The 20,639-nt window shown below is 63.1% G+C and carries 14 protein-coding genes; 5 read left to right on the forward strand and 9 right to left on the reverse strand.

Annotated features, from left to right (window positions below):
- Positions 1-120: 120 nt before the first annotated feature.
- From KMZ29_RS25610 to KMZ29_RS25620, 3 genes are all read right to left on the reverse strand, one after another.
- Complete coding sequence (locus KMZ29_RS25610; protein WP_215621772.1) at positions 121-387, reverse strand: RNA-binding S4 domain-containing protein; 267 nt, start codon at positions 385-387, stop codon at positions 121-123.
- A gap of 39 nt (positions 388-426) precedes the next feature.
- Positions 427-3,894, reverse strand: a complete 3,468-nt coding sequence (locus KMZ29_RS25615; RefSeq protein WP_215621773.1) for a helicase-related protein — start codon at positions 3,892-3,894, stop codon at positions 427-429.
- A 424-nt stretch (positions 3,895-4,318) separates the two neighbouring features.
- The gene (locus KMZ29_RS25620) at positions 4,319-5,107 is read right to left on the reverse strand and encodes a DUF3108 domain-containing protein (RefSeq protein WP_249779980.1); all 789 of its coding nucleotides are present in this window, start codon (positions 5,105-5,107) and stop codon (positions 4,319-4,321) included.
- 408 nt (positions 5,108-5,515) lie between these two features.
- Between KMZ29_RS25620 and rpmB the strand changes: the two genes are divergently transcribed.
- Positions 5,516-5,821, forward strand: coding sequence for a 50S ribosomal protein L28 (rpmB, locus tag KMZ29_RS25625; protein WP_215621774.1), 306 nt, complete (start codon positions 5,516-5,518; stop codon positions 5,819-5,821).
- A 489-nt stretch (positions 5,822-6,310) separates the two neighbouring features.
- Here rpmB and KMZ29_RS25630 read toward each other — a convergent pair whose 3' ends face one another.
- Genes KMZ29_RS25630 through KMZ29_RS25640 form a run of 3 tightly spaced genes read right to left on the reverse strand, consistent with a single transcriptional unit; the run spans position 6,311 to position 10,064 of the window.
- Complete coding sequence (locus tag KMZ29_RS25630) at positions 6,311-8,251, reverse strand: ATP-binding protein (protein ID WP_215621775.1); 1,941 nt, start codon at positions 8,249-8,251, stop codon at positions 6,311-6,313.
- Positions 8,248-8,814: a hypothetical protein gene (locus tag KMZ29_RS25635; protein ID WP_215621776.1), complete on the reverse strand. Its 567-nt coding sequence runs from the start codon at positions 8,812-8,814 to the stop codon at positions 8,248-8,250. The genes KMZ29_RS25630 and KMZ29_RS25635 overlap by 4 nt, the downstream gene beginning before the upstream one ends.
- Positions 8,811-10,064 carry a dsDNA nuclease domain-containing protein gene (locus KMZ29_RS25640; RefSeq protein WP_215621777.1) on the reverse strand — a complete coding sequence of 418 codons (1,254 nt, stop codon included), beginning with the start codon at positions 10,062-10,064 and terminating at the stop codon, positions 8,811-8,813. The genes KMZ29_RS25635 and KMZ29_RS25640 overlap by 4 nt, the downstream gene beginning before the upstream one ends.
- Positions 10,065-10,282: 218 nt before the next feature.
- Here KMZ29_RS25640 and KMZ29_RS25645 point away from each other — a divergent pair, with 218 nt between their 5' ends.
- The 4 genes from KMZ29_RS25645 to aroQ all read left to right on the forward strand — a co-directional run bounded on the left by KMZ29_RS25645 (position 10,283) and on the right by aroQ (position 16,207).
- Complete coding sequence (locus KMZ29_RS25645; protein ID WP_215621778.1) at positions 10,283-11,569, forward strand: T6SS phospholipase effector Tle1-like catalytic domain-containing protein; 1,287 nt, start codon at positions 10,283-10,285, stop codon at positions 11,567-11,569.
- 273 nt (positions 11,570-11,842) lie between these two features.
- Positions 11,843-13,012, forward strand: coding sequence for an IS110 family RNA-guided transposase (locus tag KMZ29_RS25650; protein WP_215620307.1), 1,170 nt, complete (start codon positions 11,843-11,845; stop codon positions 13,010-13,012).
- An 830-nt stretch (positions 13,013-13,842) separates the two neighbouring features.
- Positions 13,843-15,579 carry a methyl-accepting chemotaxis protein gene (locus KMZ29_RS25655; RefSeq protein WP_215621779.1) on the forward strand — a complete coding sequence of 579 codons (1,737 nt, stop codon included), beginning with the start codon at positions 13,843-13,845 and terminating at the stop codon, positions 15,577-15,579.
- A gap of 187 nt (positions 15,580-15,766) precedes the next feature.
- The gene (aroQ, locus tag KMZ29_RS25660) at positions 15,767-16,207 is read left to right on the forward strand and encodes a type II 3-dehydroquinate dehydratase (RefSeq protein ID WP_215621780.1); all 441 of its coding nucleotides are present in this window, start codon (positions 15,767-15,769) and stop codon (positions 16,205-16,207) included.
- Between the two features lie 174 nt (positions 16,208-16,381).
- Here aroQ and KMZ29_RS25665 read toward each other — a convergent pair whose 3' ends face one another.
- From KMZ29_RS25665 to cobT, 3 genes are all read right to left on the reverse strand, one after another.
- Positions 16,382-17,494 (reverse strand): NADH:flavin oxidoreductase/NADH oxidase, encoded by a 1,113-nt coding sequence (locus KMZ29_RS25665; protein WP_215621781.1) that lies wholly within the window; start codon positions 17,492-17,494, stop codon positions 16,382-16,384.
- A gap of 125 nt (positions 17,495-17,619) precedes the next feature.
- Positions 17,620-18,669, reverse strand: coding sequence for an esterase-like activity of phytase family protein (locus KMZ29_RS25670; RefSeq protein WP_215624415.1), 1,050 nt, complete (start codon positions 18,667-18,669; stop codon positions 17,620-17,622).
- Between the two features lie 4 nt (positions 18,670-18,673).
- On the reverse strand, positions 18,674-20,575 hold the full coding sequence (gene cobT, locus KMZ29_RS25675; protein ID WP_215621782.1) for a cobaltochelatase subunit CobT: 1,902 nt from the start codon (positions 20,573-20,575) through the stop codon (positions 18,674-18,676).
- Positions 20,576-20,639 lie beyond the last annotated feature (64 nt).

Genomic DNA, 20,639 nt, shown 5'->3' on the forward strand with positions numbered 1-20,639 from the left:
TCAGTTTTGCGTGGTTTGCGTAGCGCATGAACTGCGCAGCCGCAAGTGAAGCAACGCGCCAAAAAGGCGCGCTTTCAGCATTCCTGCGCCAGCCTGAACGCGCATGAAAGCAAATAGTTACTATTGGCGGTCGCGCAAATCCTCGTAAAGCACGCGGGCGGCGGTGGCGTCGCCCCGGCGCTCCGCGAACGCCACCACCTTCAGAACGCGCACCGAGTTGTCGAGCCCGACGGTGACGACGTCGCCTATCTTGACGGCATGGCCGGGCGCCTTCTCGCGCACGCCGTTGACGCGGACGTGGCCGGCTTCCACCAGCGCGGCGGAACTGGAGCGGGCCTTCACCACCCGCGCATGCCACAGCCATTTATCGAGACGCTGACGATCCAAGCGACACCACTTCGAGAAGGATCAGCACTTAATGCCCGGCTAGTCCTTGCGGCCGGCGGTGAGTTGTTCCTTCAGCGCCGCGAGCTTGGCGAAGGGCGAATTGGGATCGGCGGGGCGGTCGCGTTCGCGCGGGGCGGCGCTGGTGGCCCACTGCCGGTGTGACGGCCCGAAGTCGCGGCCGCCTTTATCGCGGTCGCGGCCACCCTTGTCGCGCGGGCCTTTATCTCGGCCACCGCCGAACTTGCCCTTGTCACGGCCCTGGTCGCGATCCCGGCCCTTGTCTCGGCCCTTGTCCCTGTCCTTGCCTTCAAAGCGCTCGCGCGGCGGACGGCCGCCGCGGTCGTCACGCGGCGCGGGCACGCCTTCGGCGGATGTCGCCGCCACGGCTTCGGCCGGCGCGTCGGTGCGAGGTTTTCTGAAATCCTGGTGGCGGTCGCGCCGTCCGCGGCGATGCCGCTCGCCCTTTGCCGCCTCGCCGCCGGCTTCGCCGGTAGCGGCCGCAGGTTCCGCGCCCTGCTGCGGGCGATCCTGATGGCGATGACGGTGGCGATCATGGCGCGGCCGGCGTTCGTCCGAACGGCCGCCGGGCCGCCAGACTTCCACCAGTTCCGGCGCTGCGGGAACTTCGGGCGCGGCAGCGGCGGTCTCGACCGGCGCAGCGTCGCCGGCGGCAACGGTTTCAGTCGCGGCTTCAGCGGCAGACTGTTCCGGCGGCGGTTCCGCCGCGGGCGTTTCCACCACAGCCGATGGTTCCGGCTGCGCGGCCTCGACGGTAACGGGCTCGGCCGGTTCGGGCGCCGGCGCGAATGCGACATCGGGCAGCAGCGTCGTCGACGGCGCCGCAACTTCCGAAGCCTGCGCAACATCGGTACTGGGTTCAGCAACGACCGCGCTCTCGGCGGCAACCGTATCGGCAGCGACAGCCGTATTCTCGACCGCTGCCTCGGCAGAGGTTTCCGACGCCGCCTCTGCCGGAGTTGCCTCCGCCGCAACTGCTTCCGCGGCCGGCGCTTCGACCACCACCGGCTTCGGCGGCAATGGCGGCTTGCGGTCCATGCGATAGCCGAGCGCGCGCAGGATCGAGGCGAAGTCTTCGCCGGCCGAACCGGTCAAGGACGTCATCGCCTGCGTCACCACGAAACCGCGGCCGTCGAACGCGCCGGCGGGCTTTTCGCCCGGCGAGGTTTCGCGCCATGCCAAAGCGGGACGGATGATATCGGCGAGCCGTTCCAGGATATCGACCCGCACCGCGCGTTCGCCGCATTGCTTGTAGCCGAGCACGCGATAGGCGTCGCGATCGAGCGCCTTGTCGACCGGGAACGAGGTGCGGCCCGACCCTGCGAGATGCTGCGCGCCCGACAGCGCCGACATGTCGACATTGCTTTGCTTTTCGGCCCACAGCAGCGAGGCCAGCGCGCGCGCCGCGGGCTTCAGCAGCGCCGGCACGTAGATGTGATAGGCGCCGAAGCGCACGCCGTATTTGCGTAAAGTAGCGCGCGACGGCTGATCGAGATCCTTCATCTCGGCGGCGATCTTTTGCCGCTCCAGCACGCCCAGCGCCTCGATCAATTGAAACGCGATGCCGCGCGCGATTCCCGTGATGTCCTCGGCCTTGTTGAGGTCGAACAACGGCCCCAGCAGCTTTTCGACATGCGTCTTCAGCCACAAATCGAGCCGCGCCTGTACAGCTTCGCGCGCCGCGCCGGTCAGCCGCTCGTCGGCGATGATGCGCAGGCGCGGATGCAGCGCGTCCTCGGCCGCGACCAGCCGCGCCACGGCATCGCCGGTCCAGCGGATGGTGCCGTCCGAGGTCAGCACGAATTGCTCGTCGGGCGCCGCTGCCAGTTTCTCGGCGCGCGCGTCGATCTCGCCGGCCAGCGCCTTCAGCGCGGTGGCCTGCAACGCTTTGGCATCGGAGCCGGCCTCCGCCGCATCTGGCGCGAATGTAAATCCGTCGAGGCGGCCGATCACATGGCCTTCCACGATCACTTCGCCGGTCTTGCCGATTTCGGTATTCAAAACAGTGTTCTCCCGCAGGCGGCGCATCAATACACTGGTACGGCGGTCAACGAAACGCTCCGTGAGCCGTTCATGCAGGGCATCGGACAATTTATTTTCGATTTCGCGCGTCATCCCCTGCCAATGTTCGGGGTCGGACAGCCAATCCGGGCGATTAGCCACGAAAGTCCAGGTCCGGATCTGCGCGATCCGGCCCGATAGCGTGTCGATATCGCCGTCGACGCGGTCGGTCTGGTCGACCTGGGCGGCGAACCAGGCGTCCGGGATCCGGCCCCGCTTCATCAGGAACCCGAACAGGGTCGTCACGAGTTCGGCATGGGCGGCCGGCGCAATCTTGCGGTAATCCGGAATCTGGCAGGCGTCCCACAGCCGTTCGATCGCGGCTGCGCCATGGGCCATGTCGCGCACATCGGCGTCGCGCGCGGCGTGATCGAGCACGCGCAGGTCTTCGGCGATCGGCGCCCGCGTCAGCGCGTCGTGCGTGGGCGACAGCGCCAGCGACACCTGCAGGCTCCCGAGCGAGGAAAAATCCAGCCTGGAATTGCGCCACTGCAATACCTTCACGCTCTCGAAGGAGTGGTTCTGCAGCGCGTTCACCAGTTCCGGCTCGAACGGCGCGCAGCGGCCCGTGGTGCCGAAGGTGCCGTCGCGGGTGGCGCGGCCGGCGCGGCCGGCAATCTGCGCGAATTCGGACGGATTCAAGCGGCGGAACTGATAGCCGTCATATTTGCGGTCGGAGGCGAACGCGACGTGATCGACGTCGAGATTGAGCCCCATGCCGACGGCGTCGGTGGCAACGAGATAATCGACGTCGCCGTTCTGGAACATCGCCACTTGTGCATTTCTTGTGCGGGGCGAGAGCGAGCCCAGCACCACGGCCGCGCCGCCATGCTGGCGCTTGATCAGTTCGGCGATGGCGTAGACCTCGTCGGCCGAGAACGCGACGATCGCGGTGCGCCGCGGCTGCCTTGTGAGCTTGCGGTCGCCTGAGAATTCGAGCTGCGACAGCCGCGGCCGGGTGACGATGGACGCGCCGGGCAGCAGCCGCTCGATGATCGGGCGCATGGTGGCGGCGCCCAATAGCAGCGTTTCGTCGCGGCCGCGCCGGTTGAGGATGCGATCGGTGAAGACGTGGCCGCGCTCGAGATCGGCGGCGATCTGGATTTCGTCAACGGCGAGAAACGAGACGTCGAGATCCCGCGGCATCGCCTCCACGGTCGAGACCCAGTAGCGCGCCTTCGGCGGCTTGATCTTCTCCTCGCCGGTGACCAGCGCGACCGCGTCCGGGCCGACCCGGCCGACGATCTTGTTGTAGACCTCGCGCGCCAGGAGCCGCAGCGGCAGGCCGATGACGCCGGAGGAATGCGCGACCATCCGCTCGATCGCCAGATGCGTCTTGCCGGTATTGGTCGGCCCCAGCACGGCAGTAACGCCGGCGCCGGGAGCGCGTTCATGGGAAAACGGGGACGAAGATGACGAAAAGGCCATTTTTATTGGGTTTCTGCGCCGATGATATTTGAGGGGTGTGTCACAATGCGACGCATCTGTCGTCGCGGTTTAAGCTTCGGAACGAGTCCGGAACGAATCGCGCCCGAATCGGTGACTCCGTCCAACTCCCGTTACGTTCACCGCAACATCTCGGCCCGACGGCGCATCGCGGCACTAGATCAAGTTTGCGGGGCGGCGACAAGCGGCGGAAACCGGACGAAATTCCTTAAGAGTTCAGGGGCGCGGAGTCGAATCAGAAGCGAGGAAGAGTCAAGCGATGAGTCGTTGCCCTGAACTCGTCATGCGCGGGCTTGACCCGCGCATCCATCCTCTTCGCAAAACGTCTTTCCGGATGATGGATTGCCGGGTCAGGCCCGGCAATGACGGCTGAGAAGCCGGATCGCGCTCCCTTCAATCGATGGTGTCACTGCGTCTTTGCCACCCGCGGCGGGGTGGCCTGGGTGATGAACTGGGTGGCCTCCAGCATGGCGGGACCGAGCGGGGTCGGGATCTTCATCCAGAACGGCACCAGGATGCGGGTTCCCGCGACAGGCGCGAATGCGATCTCGATATTGCGCTGGGCGGCGAGGTATTTGATCACCGGACGGTCCGGGATGTAGCCCGCGACCGGCGTGAAATACACCGCGCACACCACCACCGGGCCCCGGTAGCCCTTTTCGGCCTTGACGGTTTCCATGCGCTTGAAGTCGAGCTTGAGGTCGTAGCGCATGCGGCCGTCGAAGATGCCGGCGCCGACGCGGCAGGCTTCCGGCGTCAGCGGATCGCCATTGCCCGGCACGCGCAGCATCGATCCGGTCATGGGATCGTAGACCCCGCGGCGATGCGCCTCGGTGACCGGCAGCCGGTCGGCATCGACGGGCGGTTCCGGCTCGATCGCGAATTCCTTGATGTTGCCACCCGCCAGCACCATGCGGATGGCTTCGGTCTTTTTCGACGTAGTGGTGGAGGCGGAATAATGGCTCGCCACCAGCGCGCCGCCGACCACCCGGCCCTGCGCCGCACCGGTGCCGGAGCCGCCGGAGAACGCCTTCAAAAGCCCCGAGGTGCCGCCGGAGGCGGAGGCGGAAAACACGTCGTCTGATATTTCGATGTTCCAGGCGCCCTTGCCGATCGGAATCCCGGCCAGCGTCGCCTCATAGCGGGCATCGAGCCGGCCTTGCGCGAAAGCCGCCGGCTGGGAGCCGAGCAGCATGGCCAGGCCGATGCCCAGGCCACCCAGCGCCCGCCGGGCCGATGCGGCCAGCCGGGGCGAAATCATGCGGGAATGGGTCACTGAGAGGCGGTCCTCACGTCGGCGCGGGTAATGTATCATTTAGGGCAAAATATCCGGCGGACAATGCGCCGGCGCCTGTAAGCTCTGATGTCGGCGGCGAATACGCCGTTTATATGATGCTGAAACGGGCCGAACCGCCTTTCGGAACAGGGCTTTCCGGCCCATCTGCCGGCCCATTTGGGCCGATCTTTCGGGCCGCAAAACCTTGACGCCCCGCTGCTCACCCCCTATACGTCCGCGGTTCCTGAAATGGACGTGAATTTGAACCCCCGCGCCGGGCCCTCGAAGGGCTTTCGGATGGGTCGGGGATGGAAGAGGATTTTCGCTATGTCGCGGCGCTGTGAACTGACGGCCAAGGGCCCGCTGGTGGGCCACAAGGTGAGCCACTCCAACATCAAGACCAAGCGCCGGTTCCTGCCGAACCTGTGCAACGTCACCTTCATGTCGGACGCGCTCGGCCGCAACGTGCGCTTGAGGGTCTCGACCAACGCGCTGAAATCAGTCGATCACCGCGGCGGCCTCGACGCCTTCCTGATCAAGGCCAAGGCCGACGAGCTGTCGCCGAAGGCGCTGCTCCTGAAGCGCGCGATCGAAAAGAAGATCGCCGCCGCGCCGGTGGCGAAGGCGAGCTGAGCTTTCGGCGAAGCTGATTTAGCGGTTGAGAGTTTTGAATGGCCGGGTCGAAAGACCCGGCTGTTTTTGTTTTGACCGCCCTCACAGCCTGACCGAAAGCGGAAAGTTTGAGACCGTCATCACGAGCCAACGGATCGCGCGAATGCGCGCCCGATGACAGGCTCCGCAACCCAGCTTTGCCGAAGCAGATCGGATTGCTCGACGCACAGACAGCCATCTGTCCCGGGACCGGCATAGGCCCCTTTGACGGTGCGGGTAGGGCCTGGACAAAAAAATGCAAAAACAACCCCATGCAAAGTAGCGTCCCGCCTCTTCAAGCGGCCTCGGCGCCTTCCTGATCAAGGCCAAGGCCGACGAGCTGTCGCCGAAGGCGCTGCTCTTGAAGCGCGCGATCGAAAAGAAAATCGCGGCCGCGCCGGTGGCGAAGGCGAGCGGAGCGGGCGCAGGCGAAAGCCTGATCTAGGGTTTTGAGAGTCTTCGCGGCGGCCGTTAATGACCGTGGTAATAGCTGATGAGCGGTGGATGTTGAGGGTCACTCTTGGTCAGTAGACGCTGTGCATGATCTGCGAAATCCTCCGGCGGCTCAAAATAGGTTTGGTCAATGACAATGCACTGCCACGCCTTAAGATCGCTTTGCAATAGACGGTAGAGCTCCCGATAAAAGTGTTGGAATATCTCCGGATTAATATCCGGCGTTATGTTTTTCATCGGCGAGTCGACCACAAGTATCCGAGGAATCGGCAAGTCTCGTTGCGCTGCGGTCAGATGTAGCGCGAGCGCAAAACAAATCTTGAACAGCACCATCTTTCCGCCGCTGCCCGCGTCGCTAAAGGTCCAAGCCAGCGCTTCATTTCCCTTGGGATGAATATACGGGAACCAAGTCCGCTGATTAAGAAACACCTTGTCGTCTTCCTTAATTTCCGGGAAGTGGATAGCTCTGAGCAATAGATGGAAATTCCGTTCTAACGCGCGGACATTCGACCGCCCTTCTTCAAATCGGCTTTGTTCGGTTTGAATATCGCGCTCGAGTTCAGCAATCTTCGCTGAGAGCTGATCTGCCTCTAGCAGCTTCGCTTCGACCTCGCCTGGCATCCCCCTGATGCGCATGAGCAGGCTTCTGCGCTCTTTAATCGCACCGCGCCGCGCTTCGAGCTTCCGCGCGCGCCTCATGTACTCAGACTCGACCTGCTTGCGGGCGGAATCCACTCGTGTCTGCGCCTCAGTCCTGGCCTTCGTGAGCTCCCCTAGCTCCGTGCGCCGCTTTTCGTGTGACCGCTTGAGCCTTTGAACAGACCGCTTGAGATCGTCGATTCGATCAGACAAATCCCTTTCCATCACAGCACTACCACCCTCAAATCCACCGGGCGCCGTATCGAGGTCGGATCTGCACAGAACGCAATGCACCCCATCAGACTTTGGTGCGACCTCTGTGCCACAGGCAGGGCACGCTTGAAATTCGGCGCCCTTGAGAAGCTCAGACGCGGTCGACGAGCGGACAAGCTTGAACTTCATAGCAATAAATTCCGCTATGAGTGATTCCTGTTCGTTTAGGCGTTGGCCAATCTCTGACACTGCGTCAGTCTTCGAAGCGATTGCCACTGTTAGGCCATTGACCAGGAGCTGGTCTTCTTCGGCGACCGTCGAAGCTGGGAGGCCAACTTTGCCCTGATCCTCAATCTCGACTTCCAGCGCTTCCTCCTCGTCATTTAACCGATCAATCTCAAACCCAATTTGGTCTTTAGAGTTGAATCCGTATCTCTGAAGAAATTCGTCTAACTGCTTTGCGGTTTCCCGCATTGTGCGCTGCGTTTGCCTCACTTCCGAGAGATCGTTTTGCAGCTCATTTAGACGATCGCTGTGAAAACCGAGAACATAGCGAAGTACGTCCTTCGATTTTTCCATACGGATCGGCTGCTCGAGTAGAAAGAAACTTGAGTCAAGATCTGGTTGGTCGAGGTAGCAGAATTTGTAGAAGTCACGAAAGCTGAGCCGCTGCAGCGCTGAGTCCGGATCGCCTTTGCGCTTTCTAACCTTGAGTAATGGAGACCCCAGATGGCGCAGCAGGAAATCGCTGTAGTTGTAGATGTCATCGCCGACGGCCGGCCGTTCGCCCGCCGCGATGGGGAGGTTTTCGCGACCGACTTCGCCATCTCCTTCCCACGTAAGCTCGACCGACGAACTCGTACTAGGATTTCTTTCGATCAATAGACTGACGTCGCCCGTGACAGCTTGAAGCTGTACACCCACAAGTTCGCTTTGGACCGCCGGCGTCTTCTGCAAGCCACCACCAAGGCAGTAATCAAGCAACTCCGCGATGGTGGACTTTCCGGTAGACATCTCACCGTGGAAAAATGAGAGGCGAGGAGAGAACTGGATCCGTTCTTCGCTCTGCCTGCAAAGCAAAACCAATGTGTCTAGTAAGAGCCTCATTGCGTTGCTCCAGTGAACTCTATCCCTTCGTTGAATTCTAGGGATGTCAGTTCTGGGAATTGCTCATAAATAAACTCCATCAATGTGCGCGCCTTCAGATCCAAATGTTTTCTAAGGAGAATAGCGCGCTGGAAAACGCGAGCGAATCCTTCTGATGTCGCAAGTTTGTCGGCTAGAGCACTACCAGGTCCCGTAAGCTCGATCTGAATAGTTCGACCGTCGGTTCGTACTGTTATCAGTCGGCGGGCAACGAGAATGTTTAGGAAGCGCCGATAGCGATGATCCCATGGTCCATACCGATATCGTATCATTCTTGCTTCGATGGTCAGGCGCTCGAAGTCATCGACAGGAATGCTCTTGATCGGGACACCACGTGCCGCCAGCGCCTTCTCAAGGCAGGAGGGGTATCTCAAGAGGAAGTCGAGCTTTGCCAATTTCGTTATCCCCTCGATCGCAGGGGCGTCTGCACGAGAGAACGCTCTCATCAGGACCAAAATACGCGCGAGGTGGACATGTTCGTCTCGGTCGAGCGAGGTGACGATTTCTACGAGGTCCAAGCTCATTTGGCCTCCTCTGAAACGTCAAATTTAGATGACCACCATGTTTTGCATTGTTGCGTCAGTAGGCCGGCCGCTCCGAGAAGATGTTCGGGTCGACATCTGTACAGTTGCTCGGCATCTTGCTTCAATCTTGCATGCAATCGATCGACGAGATCGGCATACATTGTGGAGCCGTAAGGCTCCCCAGCTTTCGCGGCGAACACCTGTGCTTCCGTCGTTTCGAATTGAACTACGCCGAGGACATTATTGTAGCGCCTTGTAGCTTCCTCTACACCGTACTTTCTGGACCACTGAAGAAACAGGGCTTCGAAAGACCGCACGAGATCTTCGATGTTGGTCACACGCGCTGTTTCGACGCCGCCTCTCGCTAGCTTTCGGACTGCTCGAACAAGATCGGATGGCACATCAGACGGTGTAATAAGGTTTGTAAGGTCGAGATCTTGGTAGGACGTGCTGTTTTTCTTGAATTGGTTGATTACGGCAAGGACCTCGGCCTTTGAAATTCGTTTTCCTGAAAGTTGCTGATCGTCGATTGCCTTCGCAAGATCGGTTCCAGGCGCATAGAGATCGGCTATGGGTCCCTTGAGCGTTTTCATCGACGCATCCCTTGTCAGGGCAATTATCGTGTCTGCAATTTGGACTACGATAAAATAGGGAAGGTCGTTTACGCCAGGACACTCGGATAGTGCGTCCCGTACATGTCCGCGGATGCTAGCGATGTCGGACTCATGGCCCCGCAAAGAAGTCTTTTGCAAGGTTGCCGCAACTTCGCTTGACTTGAGACCGGCGTCCGTAGCGATTTTTTCAACGAACTGGCGGACAGGATTGGTGTTGCGAAGCCCTTTGATCCCACCTCTCTCCCGTACTTCATCGAGTATCCACTGCAGGTTATTGGAGGAGTCCGCCTCCTTCCAGAAGCCATGATTGGTCGTGAAGTCGAATGCATCGAATGAACCAGGAAACCGCGCGTCCAAAACACAGAACTTGGTGAGGGCAGAGCTGATTTGCGCGTCGCTCGATTTAAAGGGCGGCAACTTGAGCGCACGAGTCTTTATTTGTGATCCAATAAACTTACCGATAGGGCGCTTGACGAGAATGTCTTCGTGATTCTCACATATTACTTCTGCGATATTCAATTCGTCGGTTACTAGGCGGATCGCATTTATTGCGGCATAGCAATGTTGATAGTTGAATCGCAGCGCGACATCGTCGCCTGGGTCGTCCTTGTCCAGTACGGTATCTGGAGAGTTCATAGGGCCAATTGCTTGAGACTGTTTCTGGGTCTACGCCGTTATACCTAAGGTAGTAGGTACGCCTGTGGAAGCTTTTGCAAGCATCTGAACCTTCGGAAAACTACAGAAATTGCGGTCTTAATTGGTAAAGTAGATGATGAAGATCGATTCGACAGCGCACAATAGGCCAAATCCCCCAATTTCCGCCATACCCGCTGAGGTAGCATAGGGGCGCATCCATGAAGAACATCGTCATCTGCTGCGACGGCACCGGCAACGAGATCTCCGAGAACATTTCCAATGTGCTCAAGCTGTACCGGACCCTGCGCAAGACCGAAAAGACCACGCCGCGGCAGATGGTGTTCTACGATCCCGGCGTCGGCACGCTGGCGCGGCCCAATCCGTGGAAGAAGTGGCGGCAGGACGTATCGGCGGTGTTCGGGCTCGCCACCGGCTACGGGCTCGACGACAACGTGCTCAATTCCTACGAATTCATCGTCGACAATTACGAGGAAGGCGACGCGATCTATCTGTTCGGCTTTTCCCGCGGCGCCTACACCGTGCGGGTGCTGGCGGGGCTGATCCACAAAATCGGGCTGATCTCGAAGCCGCAAACCAATCTCGCCGGAAGCGGGCTGACCGCCTACAAGCAGTTCTCCAGCGATAGGCCGGACGGCGGGCTCGATCCCAGGCAGTTCACCGACGGCGCCGCCGCCGGCCCCGGCCCCGCCTCCAGGTACGACCAGGCGGCGCAATATGCGCGCATCCTCAGCGTGCGATGGCCGACCGTCAAATTCGTCGGGGTCTGGGACACCGTGGCGAGCGTGATCGTGCCGCGGCCGGACCGGCTCTATTGGCCGAGCCTGCAGGTGCTGGCCTTCGTGCATCGCAATCCGAGCATCGAGATCTTCCGCCAGGCGATGTCGATCGACGAGAAGCGCCGGCTGTTCCGGCTGCAGCCGTGGCAAAACACCATCTTCATGCCAAACCGCTTCTCGAAGACCAACAACGAAAGTCCGCAGGACTCTTTGCAGGTCTGGTTCGCCGGCGTGCACGCCGATATCGGCGGCGGCTATCCGGAAATCCAGAGCGGGCTGTCGAAATACCCGCTGCTGTGGATGATCGAGGAGGCGGTGAAAAGCGGCCTCCGGGTCGACCGGCGCACCGTCAACCAGCTCGGCTGGGGCCGGCAGCGCAAGGGCAGCCCGTTCAGCTATGTCAAACCCGACTTCATGGCCGACCCGCACAATTCGATGACCGCGGCCTGGCGCAGCATCGAGTACTTCCCGAAGAAGGACAAGTACAAGGAATGGCCGGAGCGCAAGTCGGAGTTCGGCTACTACATCCCGGACTGCGAGCCGCGCCTGATCCCGGAAGACGCCTTCCTGCACCAGTCCGCGGTGGAGAAGATTGCGAGCGATCCGCGCTACAGACCGGTGAATATCCCCGCGAAGTATCAGACATTCCCGATGCCGCCGGAGCCGCCCGCCGGGCCGGCGGATGACGCGGAGGATGAGGGCGGGTGACGGATTGAAGGCGTAGATGGGGTAACGGCGTTCTTACCTCTCCCGCTTGCGGGGCGAGGTGAAAGCGACACCGCACGGTCTGCCCTCCCTGCGCCTTCTGAATGGAGGGCAAGGAAATCAGAGCAAAGCTCGGGCGAAATCCGCCGCGAGATCGCGACGGTGTGTTTTCCGTCATTGCGAGGAGCAAAGTGACGAAGATTCCATGGGGAGTGGATAGCGGCCGGGTCTGGAGCCAGACTGAGGTTGCTGAAACCACTCAACCTGGAGACGACGATGTTGCTCGATCATCCTTCCGACGAACCGACCGCTATCCGCACGCATATTGGCGCAATTTTTGTGTCGTTGGAACTGAGCCGTTCGAATTGGCTGGTGACGTCGCTGTCGCCGGGCAAAGGCGAAAAGATGTCCAAGCGCAGCGTCGCAGCTGGCCATGTGGCCGAGCTTTTGGCGCTGTTTGCGGAGCTCAAGCGCAAGGCGGAGGTCCGGACCGGCCAAAGCTATCCGATCATCACGATCCAGGAGGCCGGGCTGGATGGGTTCTGGCTCCACCGCGTTCTGCAACAGGAGGGGATCGAGAGCCACGTGGTCGATCCCGCTTCGATCGCGACGCCGCGGCGGCGCAGGCGGGCCAAGACGGACAGGCTCGACGGCGAGACGCTGCTGCGGGCGCTTCTGGCCTACAAGCGCGGCGAGCCGCGGGTCTGCGCGATGGTGGTTGCGCCCTCGCCCGAGGAGGAGGATCGCCGGAGGCTCTGCCGCGAACGGCGGACATTGATCGAGGAGCGCGTCACGCATGTGAACCGGATCAAGGGGCTTCTGTTCGCGCAGGGGATATCCGACTACGGACCGCTGCGGCGCGACCGGCGGGCGCGGCTTGAAGCGTTGCGCACCGGAGATGGACGGGAGCTGCCGTCGCATCTGAAGGCTCAGATCGGCCGCGAGCTCGATCGGATCGAGCTGCTTCTGGACCAGATCAAGTCGGTCGAGGCCGCGCAGGAAGCCCTGCTGGCGGCGGCGAGAATGCCTGCAAGCGAGAAGGCCGCGCCGGACCCGGTCACGATGCTGCTCGCCTTGAAGGGAGTGGGCGCCAACTTCGCCGCCGTGCTCTGGTCGGAGGCGTTCTATCGGCAGTTCGCCAACCGCCGCCAGGTCGCCGCCTATGCGGGCCTTGCGGCAACGCCCTGGCAAAGCGGACGCATCCGACACGAGCAAGGCGTGTCGAAGGCCGGCAATCCCAGGCTGCGGACCACGATGATCCAGCTCGCCTGGCTGTGGGTACGTCACCAGCCGCAGTCGGCCCTGACGCGCTGGTTCAAGGAGCGAAGCCCGCAAGGCCGCAAGCGCGCGATCGTGGCGCTGGCGCGCAAGCTTCTCGTGGCGTTGTGGAAGTATGTCACCCAGGGCGTCATCCTCGAGGAGGCCGTGATGAAGCCCGCCGCCTGATCCAGAACCGAGCCCAACAGCAAGCCCCGGACGCAACGAAACAACCATAACCCATCTGCCGAGGCCCGATCAGCCTCGGAAGATCCGGGTGGACGAACCGATGGATTGCATGGCTTCAAACGCCGCAACGAAGAATGGTCTCGTCCTCTCGAGCCTGCCCGCCGCAAGCGGAATCCTGGTGCAGTCGCATCAAGCGACGACCGAATGTGAGTTTGATCTGGCAAGCAACCCAGATCGCCGAACCGGCTCGAACCCTGGATCGTAACTGCGAGGATTGCAGATGCCCTGACGGAACCGCCAACACCAGGAGCTCCTGTCGTGCCCGACGCACCAAGCATGATGACGTGCTCGCTCAACTCAAGGCCAAGCCGCTGCGCGGCGGCCCTAACGGGCCGGCCTTGACTTGATCTGCGCGCGTCATCCTGCACAGCCCACGGTCGGGACGGAAAGGTGGCCGCAGTCGAACAAAAAGGTGACTGCTCATCCTTGACACACACATTCCCCATGTGAGCAATCCAGCTTTCTTTCTTGCCGCAAGCTGGATTGCTTCGCTTCGCTCGCAATGACGATGCCGCGGGGGATGACGACTGGTTGTTTGGCGCATTGTGCCCGCCAAACACTCCGCGTCGCCCCAACGTTCGCAGGGACGACGTTGAGGGACATCGCCGGCAACCTCTGGGAACAGCGAACGCAGCCTTGCTCGCGGTGATGGCTCTGCAAGCCTCCGCGCACCCCGCCAAATTCCGCGCGGCGGGCTTTCATTAAGCCAATCGTAAAGGAAATGCTTAAAAATGCGCTTTTGCGATCAAAGTCGTACTTTGGAGAGCCCGATGGCGTTTGGACTCAAGGCAGGCAGTTTCGCTTTTCTACGCATGAACCTCGGGCCGAAGGCCGTGCTCAGCGCGGCGCTGCTGATCGCGGTGAATACCGCGCTGGTGGCGGGCGCCGGCTACTGGTCGCTGAGCCGCGACTTCGACAACCGCGCCCTGAACGACATCGACGTCAACCTGCGCACCCTCAGTCTCGCCTTCGGCGAAAGCTTCGCCAATGCGAAGATTGCGCTGAAGCAAGGCATCGTCGATCGCGTCGACATTCCGAAGATGCCGGAATTTTCCGACCACAAGATCGTCGACCGCTCGGTTTCCTATGTCGGCGGCGTCGCCACCCTGTTCGTCTACGACGATGCCTCGAAGCAGTTCATTCGCCGCACCACCAATCTGAAGAAGGAAAACGGCGACCGCGCCGTCGGCACCCAGCTTGCGGCCGATCATCCGGCGCAGCCGGTGGTCCGCCGCGGCGAGGCCTATAAGGGCCCAGCGATCCTGTTCGGCCGGCGTTTCTTCACGGCCTACCAGCCGGTGTTCGGCGACGCCGGCAAGGTGATCGGCCTGGTCTTCGTCGGCATTCCCACCGCCCAGCTCGACGGCATGCTGTCGCAGGCGCTGTGGGCGATGGGCATCGCCGGCGCGTTCGCCGCCCTGCTGGTACTCGCCCTGACGATGATGATGATCCGCGGCGTCACCCGGCCGCTGCGGGCGGTGACGGAATCGCTGACTGCGCTCGCCCAGGGACGCACCGACGTCGAAGTGCATCACGCCGACCGCCACGACGAGATCGGCGCGATCGCCCGCACCATCGGCGTGTTCAAGAACAACCGGATGGAGCGCCACCAGCTTGAGCGCGAGCGCGTCGAGGCCGAAAAGCAGGCGACGGAGCAGCGCAAGGCCGACATGAACCGGTTCGTCGACGACTTCCGCAGCAACATCGGCGGCATCATCGAGCGGGTGCTGAATTCCTCGGGGCAATTCGAAAAGGACGCCAAACTGCTGTCGATGACGGCGCATTCGACCGCGGAGATGTCGGGCCGGTCCGCCGAAGCCTCGCGGGCCGCCTCCGAGCACGTCCGCTCCGCCGCGGCCGCCTCCAGCGAGCTGTCGCAGTCGATCGTCGAGATCAGCCGAAGGGTGCAGGAATCGAACGGGGTCGCCACCGACGCGGTCAAGCAGGCCAATGCCACCGACGAGCGGATGGCGGAACTGTCGGCGGCGGGCGACCGCATCGGCGACGTGGTCAAGCTGATCACCTCGATCGCCGAACAGACCAACCTCCTGGCGCTCAACGCCACCATCGAGGCCGCGCGCGCCGGCGACGCCGGGCGCGGATTCGCCGTGGTGGCGCAGGAGGTCAAGACGCTGGCCGGCCAGACCGCGAAGGCGACCGACGAGATCTCGTCGCACATCGTCAACATGCAGCGCGCCACCGAAGAGTCGGTCAATGCGATCAAGGCGATCGGGCAGACCATCGAGCGCATCAGCGGGATCTCGACCTCGATCTCGTCGGCGGTCGAGCAGCAGGGCACCGCGACGCAGAGCATCGCGCAGGGCGTCGAGGCCGCCGCCGGCGGCACCCTCGATGTCGCCGACAACATCGAGCGGGTCGCCAGGGGCGCGATCGAAACCGAAACCACCTCGGGCCAGATGCTTAAATCGGCGCAGGAACTCGCCGAAGTCTCCACCCACCTCAAATCCGAAGTCGAGAAATTCCTCGACAGCGTGCGGGCGGCGTGAGGGCGGGGGGGCGGGATTAGGCACCATTCGCCGTCATTCCGGGATGGTGCGTTAGCACCAGACCCGGAATCTCGAGATTCCAGGTTCGACGCTTCGCGTCGCCCCGGAATGACGGTCTCATGGTGAGGAGCGCGGCAACGCCGCGCGTCTCGAACCATGAAGCCCATGGTCTCACAAAGGACACCCCATGAAACGACTGATGATCCTGAACGGTCCCAACCTCAATCTGCTGGGGGTGCGGGAGCCGCATATCTACGGCACCACCACGCTGGCGCAGATCAGGGAGAACTGCGAGCAGCACGCGGCGCGGCTGGGGCTTGCGCTGTCGTTTCACCAGTCCAACCATGAAGGCGTGCTGGTCGACCTGATCCAGTCGGCGCGGCAGGACGCCGACGCCATCATCATCAATCCGGCCGCCTATTCCTTCACCTCGATCGCCATCATCGACGCCATCAAGGCGTTCGAGGGGCCGGTGCTGGAGGTGCACATCTCCAACATCCACGCCCGCGACGAACTGCACCGCCATTCCAAAATCTCGTCGGCCGCGACCGCGGTGATCTGCGGCCTTGGGCCTTACGGCTACATCGCGGCGATCCACGCGATCGCGGAGATGGCGAAGAAGAGTTGAGCGCCCCGTCTCAATGGCTGTCGCGAATACAGCAGAATTGGGCAGTCCTTCTCGTCATTGCGAGGAGCGAAGCGACGAAGCAATCCATTCTTTCTTTACGCGGCGAGATGGATTGCTTCGCGGAGCCTGTCATCGGGCGCGCGTTCGCGCGACCCGTTGGCTCGCAATGACAGGTTACCGCGTGCCGAAGGTGGTGGCGCCGAACAGCGCTTTTTGCGTCGAGGGCTGCGAGCGCCAGTATTGCGGGGGTGCTGCGACCTCGGCGCCGAGTTCGGCGGCGGCGTGCCAGCCCCAGCGCGGGTCGTAGAGCATGCCGCGGGCGAGCGCGACCATGTCGGCCTTGCCGGAGGCGACGATGTCCTCGGCCTGCCTGGCTTCGGTGATCAGCCCGACCGCGATGGTGGTGAGGGAGGTTGCTTCCTTCACCGCCTGCGCCAGCGGCACCTGGTAACCGGGGCCGAGCGGGATCTTCTGCAACGGCGACACGCCGCCGGAGGAGACGTCGATCCAGTCGAGGCCGCGCTTTTTCAGCTCAAGCGCAAATTCGATGGTCTGCGGCAGGTCCCAGCCGCCCTCGACCCAGTCGGTCGCCGAGACCCGCAGGCCGACCGGCTTGGTCGCCGGAAATGCCGCGCGCACCGCCTCGAACACTTCGAGCGGAAAGCGCATCCGGTTTTGCAGGGAGCCGCCATATTCGTCGCTGCGCTGGTTGGCGATCGGCGACAGGAACTGGTGCAGGAGATAGCCGTGGGCGCAATGCACTTCCAGCGCGTCGATGCCGAGCCGCTCGGCGCGCTTCGCCGAAGCGACGAAAGCCTCGCGCACGCGCTTCAGCCCCGCCGCATCGAACGCCCGCGGCGGCGTCTCGGTTTCCTTGTGCGGCACCGCGGAGGGACCCTCGGCCTGCCAGCCGCCCTCGGAAACGGGGATCAGCTGGCCGCCGTCCCACGGCGTGTGGCTCGACGCCTTGCGGCCGGCATGGGCGAGCTGCATCGCGACCGCGGTCTTCGAATGTTTGCGCACCGAGGCCAGGATCGGCCTCAGCGCCGCCTCGGTGGCGTCGTTCCACAGGCCGAGGCAGCCCGGGGTGATGCGGCCGATCGCCTCCACCGCGGTCGCCTCGATGCAGAACATCGCCGCCCCCGACAGCGCCAGACTGTTGATGTGGGTGAAGTGCCAGTCATTGGCCTCGCCGTTCACAGCCGAATACTGGCACATCGGCGCCACCATGATGCGGTTGGGAAGCGCAAGGCCGCGCAGGGTGATCGGGGAAAACAGGGCGCTCATGCTGATTATCCGGAGGATGGGAGGGATCGGCTGTTGGAATACTCTAAGGGCCGCGGCGGCGATTACCAACTCCCGGGATCGCCGAACTTTCCGCGGGCTGCTGCTCAAACGTCGTCCCGGCGACCTCAATCCATCAGGGTGAACTGCAGCATCAGGTTGCGCTGGATCATCGAAAAATTGTCGTCGGACACCAGCGTCAGCACGGTGTCGCCCTCCGGCGTGACGTGGGCGTCGATGGCTTCCATGTTGTCGACCTCGTGGCCCAGATCCACATCGAAGATCAGGGGGCCGTCGACCACCGCGCCCGGAGCCACCGATTTCAGCGGCACGCGCCGAATCCGGATGGCGACGCCGGCGAGCCAGGAAAACTTCCGCTCCAGCACCAGGAGGTCGCCCGAAGCCAGCAGCACCGCGTCGCTGACGTCGAAATTCTGGCTGCGGCGAATGCCGAACTGCCCCGGTGTCTTGCCGCCGATCAGGAAGGCGACGATATTGCCTTCCGAATCGAGCCCACGCTCGGAGATCGCGATCAGCGTGCCTGCCAGGGCCAGGCCCCTCGGCACCATGACAAGTGCTTCCAGCCCCCTGTTGTAGGGCAGCTTGCGCGCCGCCGGCGGCAACGGCACCTCCTCGCCGCGCGAACGCGTAAAGCCCTTGCTGAAATCATAACGCAGGATCCGGTTGACGCGTTCGAGGCCGACATAGACCTGGGAGCCGTCGAGTGCGAGCGCCTCGGTATCGAACCAGCCGCGCGCGGTGATCGGCCTGCCGTCAGGCCCCAGCAAGGGGGCTGCCTCGACGTCGTCGAGCCCGGTCATCTCGCGGCCCTGATAGACGATGCGGCCGGTGAACCAGCTGCCCTTGTCGCTGACGGCAATGAAGCGCTCGCCCCTCGGATCGAGACGAAATCCCGACAGCCCGCCGAAGCCGCGAAACCGCGAGGTGAGAATCAGTCCGCTGCGATATTCCAGCGACCCGAAGCGAGCGCGCGCGCGGTCGCGGGTGTCGAAGGACGGGATCGGCCGGGCATTGACCTCGATCGAGACCGGGGCGGCGACCGTGAACTCGTCCGGCGCCACCGGCTCTCGCGCGTAAGCGCGGGCGGGGATCGCGGAGGCCGAAAGCCCCGCCGCCGTCAACTTCAGGAAGCGGCGGCGGCTGGGATGCCCGAACATGCCGTTACGAATGCAGTCGGCGCCGTGAGCCAGACGTGGAAGGCGCAGCGCCATGGGTCTCGCTGAACAGCTCGGCGAGCTTTTCGGTGATGGCGCCGCCAAGTTCCTCGGCGTCGACGATGGTGACCGCGCGGCGATAATAGCGGGTGACGTCGTGGCCGATGCCGATCGCGATCAGTTCGACCGGCGAGCGGGTCTCGATTTCCTCGATGATGTGGCGCAGATGGCGCTCCAGGTAGTTGCCGGGATTGACCGACAGCGTGGAGTCGTCAACCGGCGCGCCGTCGGAAATCATCATCAGGATCTTGCGCTGCTCGGAGCGGCCCAATAACCGCTTGTGCGCCCAGTCCAGCGCCTCGCCGTCAATGTTTTCCTTCAGGAGACCCTCGCGCATCATCAGCCCGAGATTTTTCCGCGCGCGGCGCCACGGCGCGTCGGCGGATTTGTAGATGATGTGGCGCAGGTCGTTCAGCCGACCGGGATTGGCCGGCTTGCCGGCGGCAAGCCAGGCCTCGCGCGACTGCCCGCCCTTCCAGGCCCGTGTGGTGAAGCCCAGGATTTCCACCTTGACGCCGCAGCGCTCCAGCGTGCGCGCCAGAATATCGGCACAGGTCGCCGCCACCGTGATCGGGCGGCCGCGCATCGAGCCGGAATTGTCCAGGAGCAGCGTCACCACGGTGTCGCGGAAGGTCGCTTCCTTCTCATGCATGAACGACAGCGGGTGATAGGGATCGGTCACCACGCGCGACAGCCGTGCGGGATCGAGAATACCCTCTTCAAGATCGAACTCCCAGGCACGGTTCTGCTGCGCCATCAGCCGGCGCTGCAGCCGGTTGGCGAGCCGCGCCACGATGCCTTGCAGATGCGCAAGCTGCTTGTCGAGATAGCTGCGCAGCCGCTCCAGCTCGTCATGATCGCAGAGGTCTTCGGCGGCGATCACCTCGTCGAATTTCGGCGCGAAAGCGTGATATTCCGGCCCGCGCGGTTCGTTGGCGCCTTTCGAATTCGGCCGCGTCGCCTCGCCCGGCGTCTCGTCGTCGCCGAGTTCGCCGTCGTCGAAGGTGTCTGACGTGGAAGCCTGGGCGCTTTCCATCGCGCTTTCCGACATCTCGTCGGTGGAGGCCTGCGCCTGGTCGGCGCTCATTTCCTGCGCCGCGTCAGAGTCGGGCGAACCTTCCGCGCCGGACTGGTCGTTCTCGCCGTCGCGGTTTTCGTCCTGGTTCTCGTCCTCGTCGGCATCGGCGTTACGGTCGTCGCCGAGGTCGAGCGCAGACAACAGGTCATGCACGACGTCGCCGAACCTGGCCTGGTCTTCCGTGACGCGGTTCAGCTGATCGAGCCGCGCGCCGATCTTGTCTTCCAGCACCGGCCGCCACAGGTCGACCATCTTCTTTGCTGCCGCGGGCGGCGCCAACCCGGTCAGGCGTTCGCGCACCAGCATCGCCAGCGCGTCCGACAGCGGCGCGTCGGCGCGGTCGGTGATCTCGTCGAACTTGCCGCGATGGAAATGGTCGTCGAGCATCGCGGTGAGATTCCTGGCGACCCCCGCCATCCGCCGCGCGCCGATCGCCTCGACCCGCGCCTGCTCGACCGCCTCGAACACGCCGCGCGCCTGCGGATTTCCCGGCATCAGCTTGCGATGCACCTTGGGATCGTGACAGGCGAGTTTCAGCGCGATCGAATCGGCGTGGCCGCGGACGATGGCGGCGTCGCGTTTGGTCATCTTGCGTGCCGGCTCGGGCAGCCGGGCCTTGCCGGGCGCGAGGCCCGGGCGCTCGGCGGCGAACGTCACTTCCAGCTCCGGCGCCTTCGCGATCGCGCGCAGGCAGGACGTCACCGCGCGCTTGAACGGCTCGGTCGGCGCTTCCTTCGATCCGGTTCGGAACTTCTGGTTGGACGTTGTCATTCTTGTCCCGTCGCCTGCCGTCCCTGCGAAAGCAGGGCCCCATAACCACCGGCGGTAATTGTTC

Origin of the sequence: Bradyrhizobium sediminis (genome assembly GCF_018736085.1) — a bacterium.
GTDB lineage: Bacteria > Pseudomonadota > Alphaproteobacteria > Rhizobiales > Xanthobacteraceae > Bradyrhizobium > Bradyrhizobium sediminis.

Coding starts and splice junctions, on each gene's coding strand:
- KMZ29_RS25620 (WP_249779980.1), bottom strand. CDS start 5,107: ATGCTGCTCGGCTCCCAGCCGGCGGCTTTCGCGCAAGGCCGGCTCGAT.
- KMZ29_RS25640 (WP_215621777.1), bottom strand. CDS start 10,064: ATGAACTCTCCAGATACCGTACTGGACAAGGACGACCCAGGCGACGAT.
- aroQ (WP_215621780.1), top strand. CDS start 15,767: ATGAAACGACTGATGATCCTGAACGGTCCCAACCTCAATCTGCTGGGG.
- KMZ29_RS25615 (WP_215621773.1), bottom strand. CDS start 3,894: ATGGCCTTTTCGTCATCTTCGTCCCCGTTTTCCCATGAACGCGCTCCC.
- KMZ29_RS25670 (WP_215624415.1), bottom strand. CDS start 18,669: ATGTTCGGGCATCCCAGCCGCCGCCGCTTCCTGAAGTTGACGGCGGCG.
- KMZ29_RS25630 (WP_215621775.1), bottom strand. CDS start 8,251: ATGAGGCTCTTACTAGACACATTGGTTTTGCTTTGCAGGCAGAGCGAA.
- KMZ29_RS25645 (WP_215621778.1), top strand. CDS start 10,283: ATGAAGAACATCGTCATCTGCTGCGACGGCACCGGCAACGAGATCTCC.
- KMZ29_RS25655 (WP_215621779.1), top strand. CDS start 13,843: ATGGCGTTTGGACTCAAGGCAGGCAGTTTCGCTTTTCTACGCATGAAC.
- cobT (WP_215621782.1), bottom strand. CDS start 20,575: ATGACAACGTCCAACCAGAAGTTCCGAACCGGATCGAAGGAAGCGCCG.
- KMZ29_RS25650 (WP_215620307.1), top strand. CDS start 11,843: ATGTTGCTCGATCATCCTTCCGACGAACCGACCGCTATCCGCACGCAT.
- rpmB (WP_215621774.1), top strand. CDS start 5,516: ATGTCGCGGCGCTGTGAACTGACGGCCAAGGGCCCGCTGGTGGGCCAC.
- KMZ29_RS25665 (WP_215621781.1), bottom strand. CDS start 17,494: ATGAGCGCCCTGTTTTCCCCGATCACCCTGCGCGGCCTTGCGCTTCCC.
- KMZ29_RS25635 (WP_215621776.1), bottom strand. CDS start 8,814: ATGAGCTTGGACCTCGTAGAAATCGTCACCTCGCTCGACCGAGACGAA.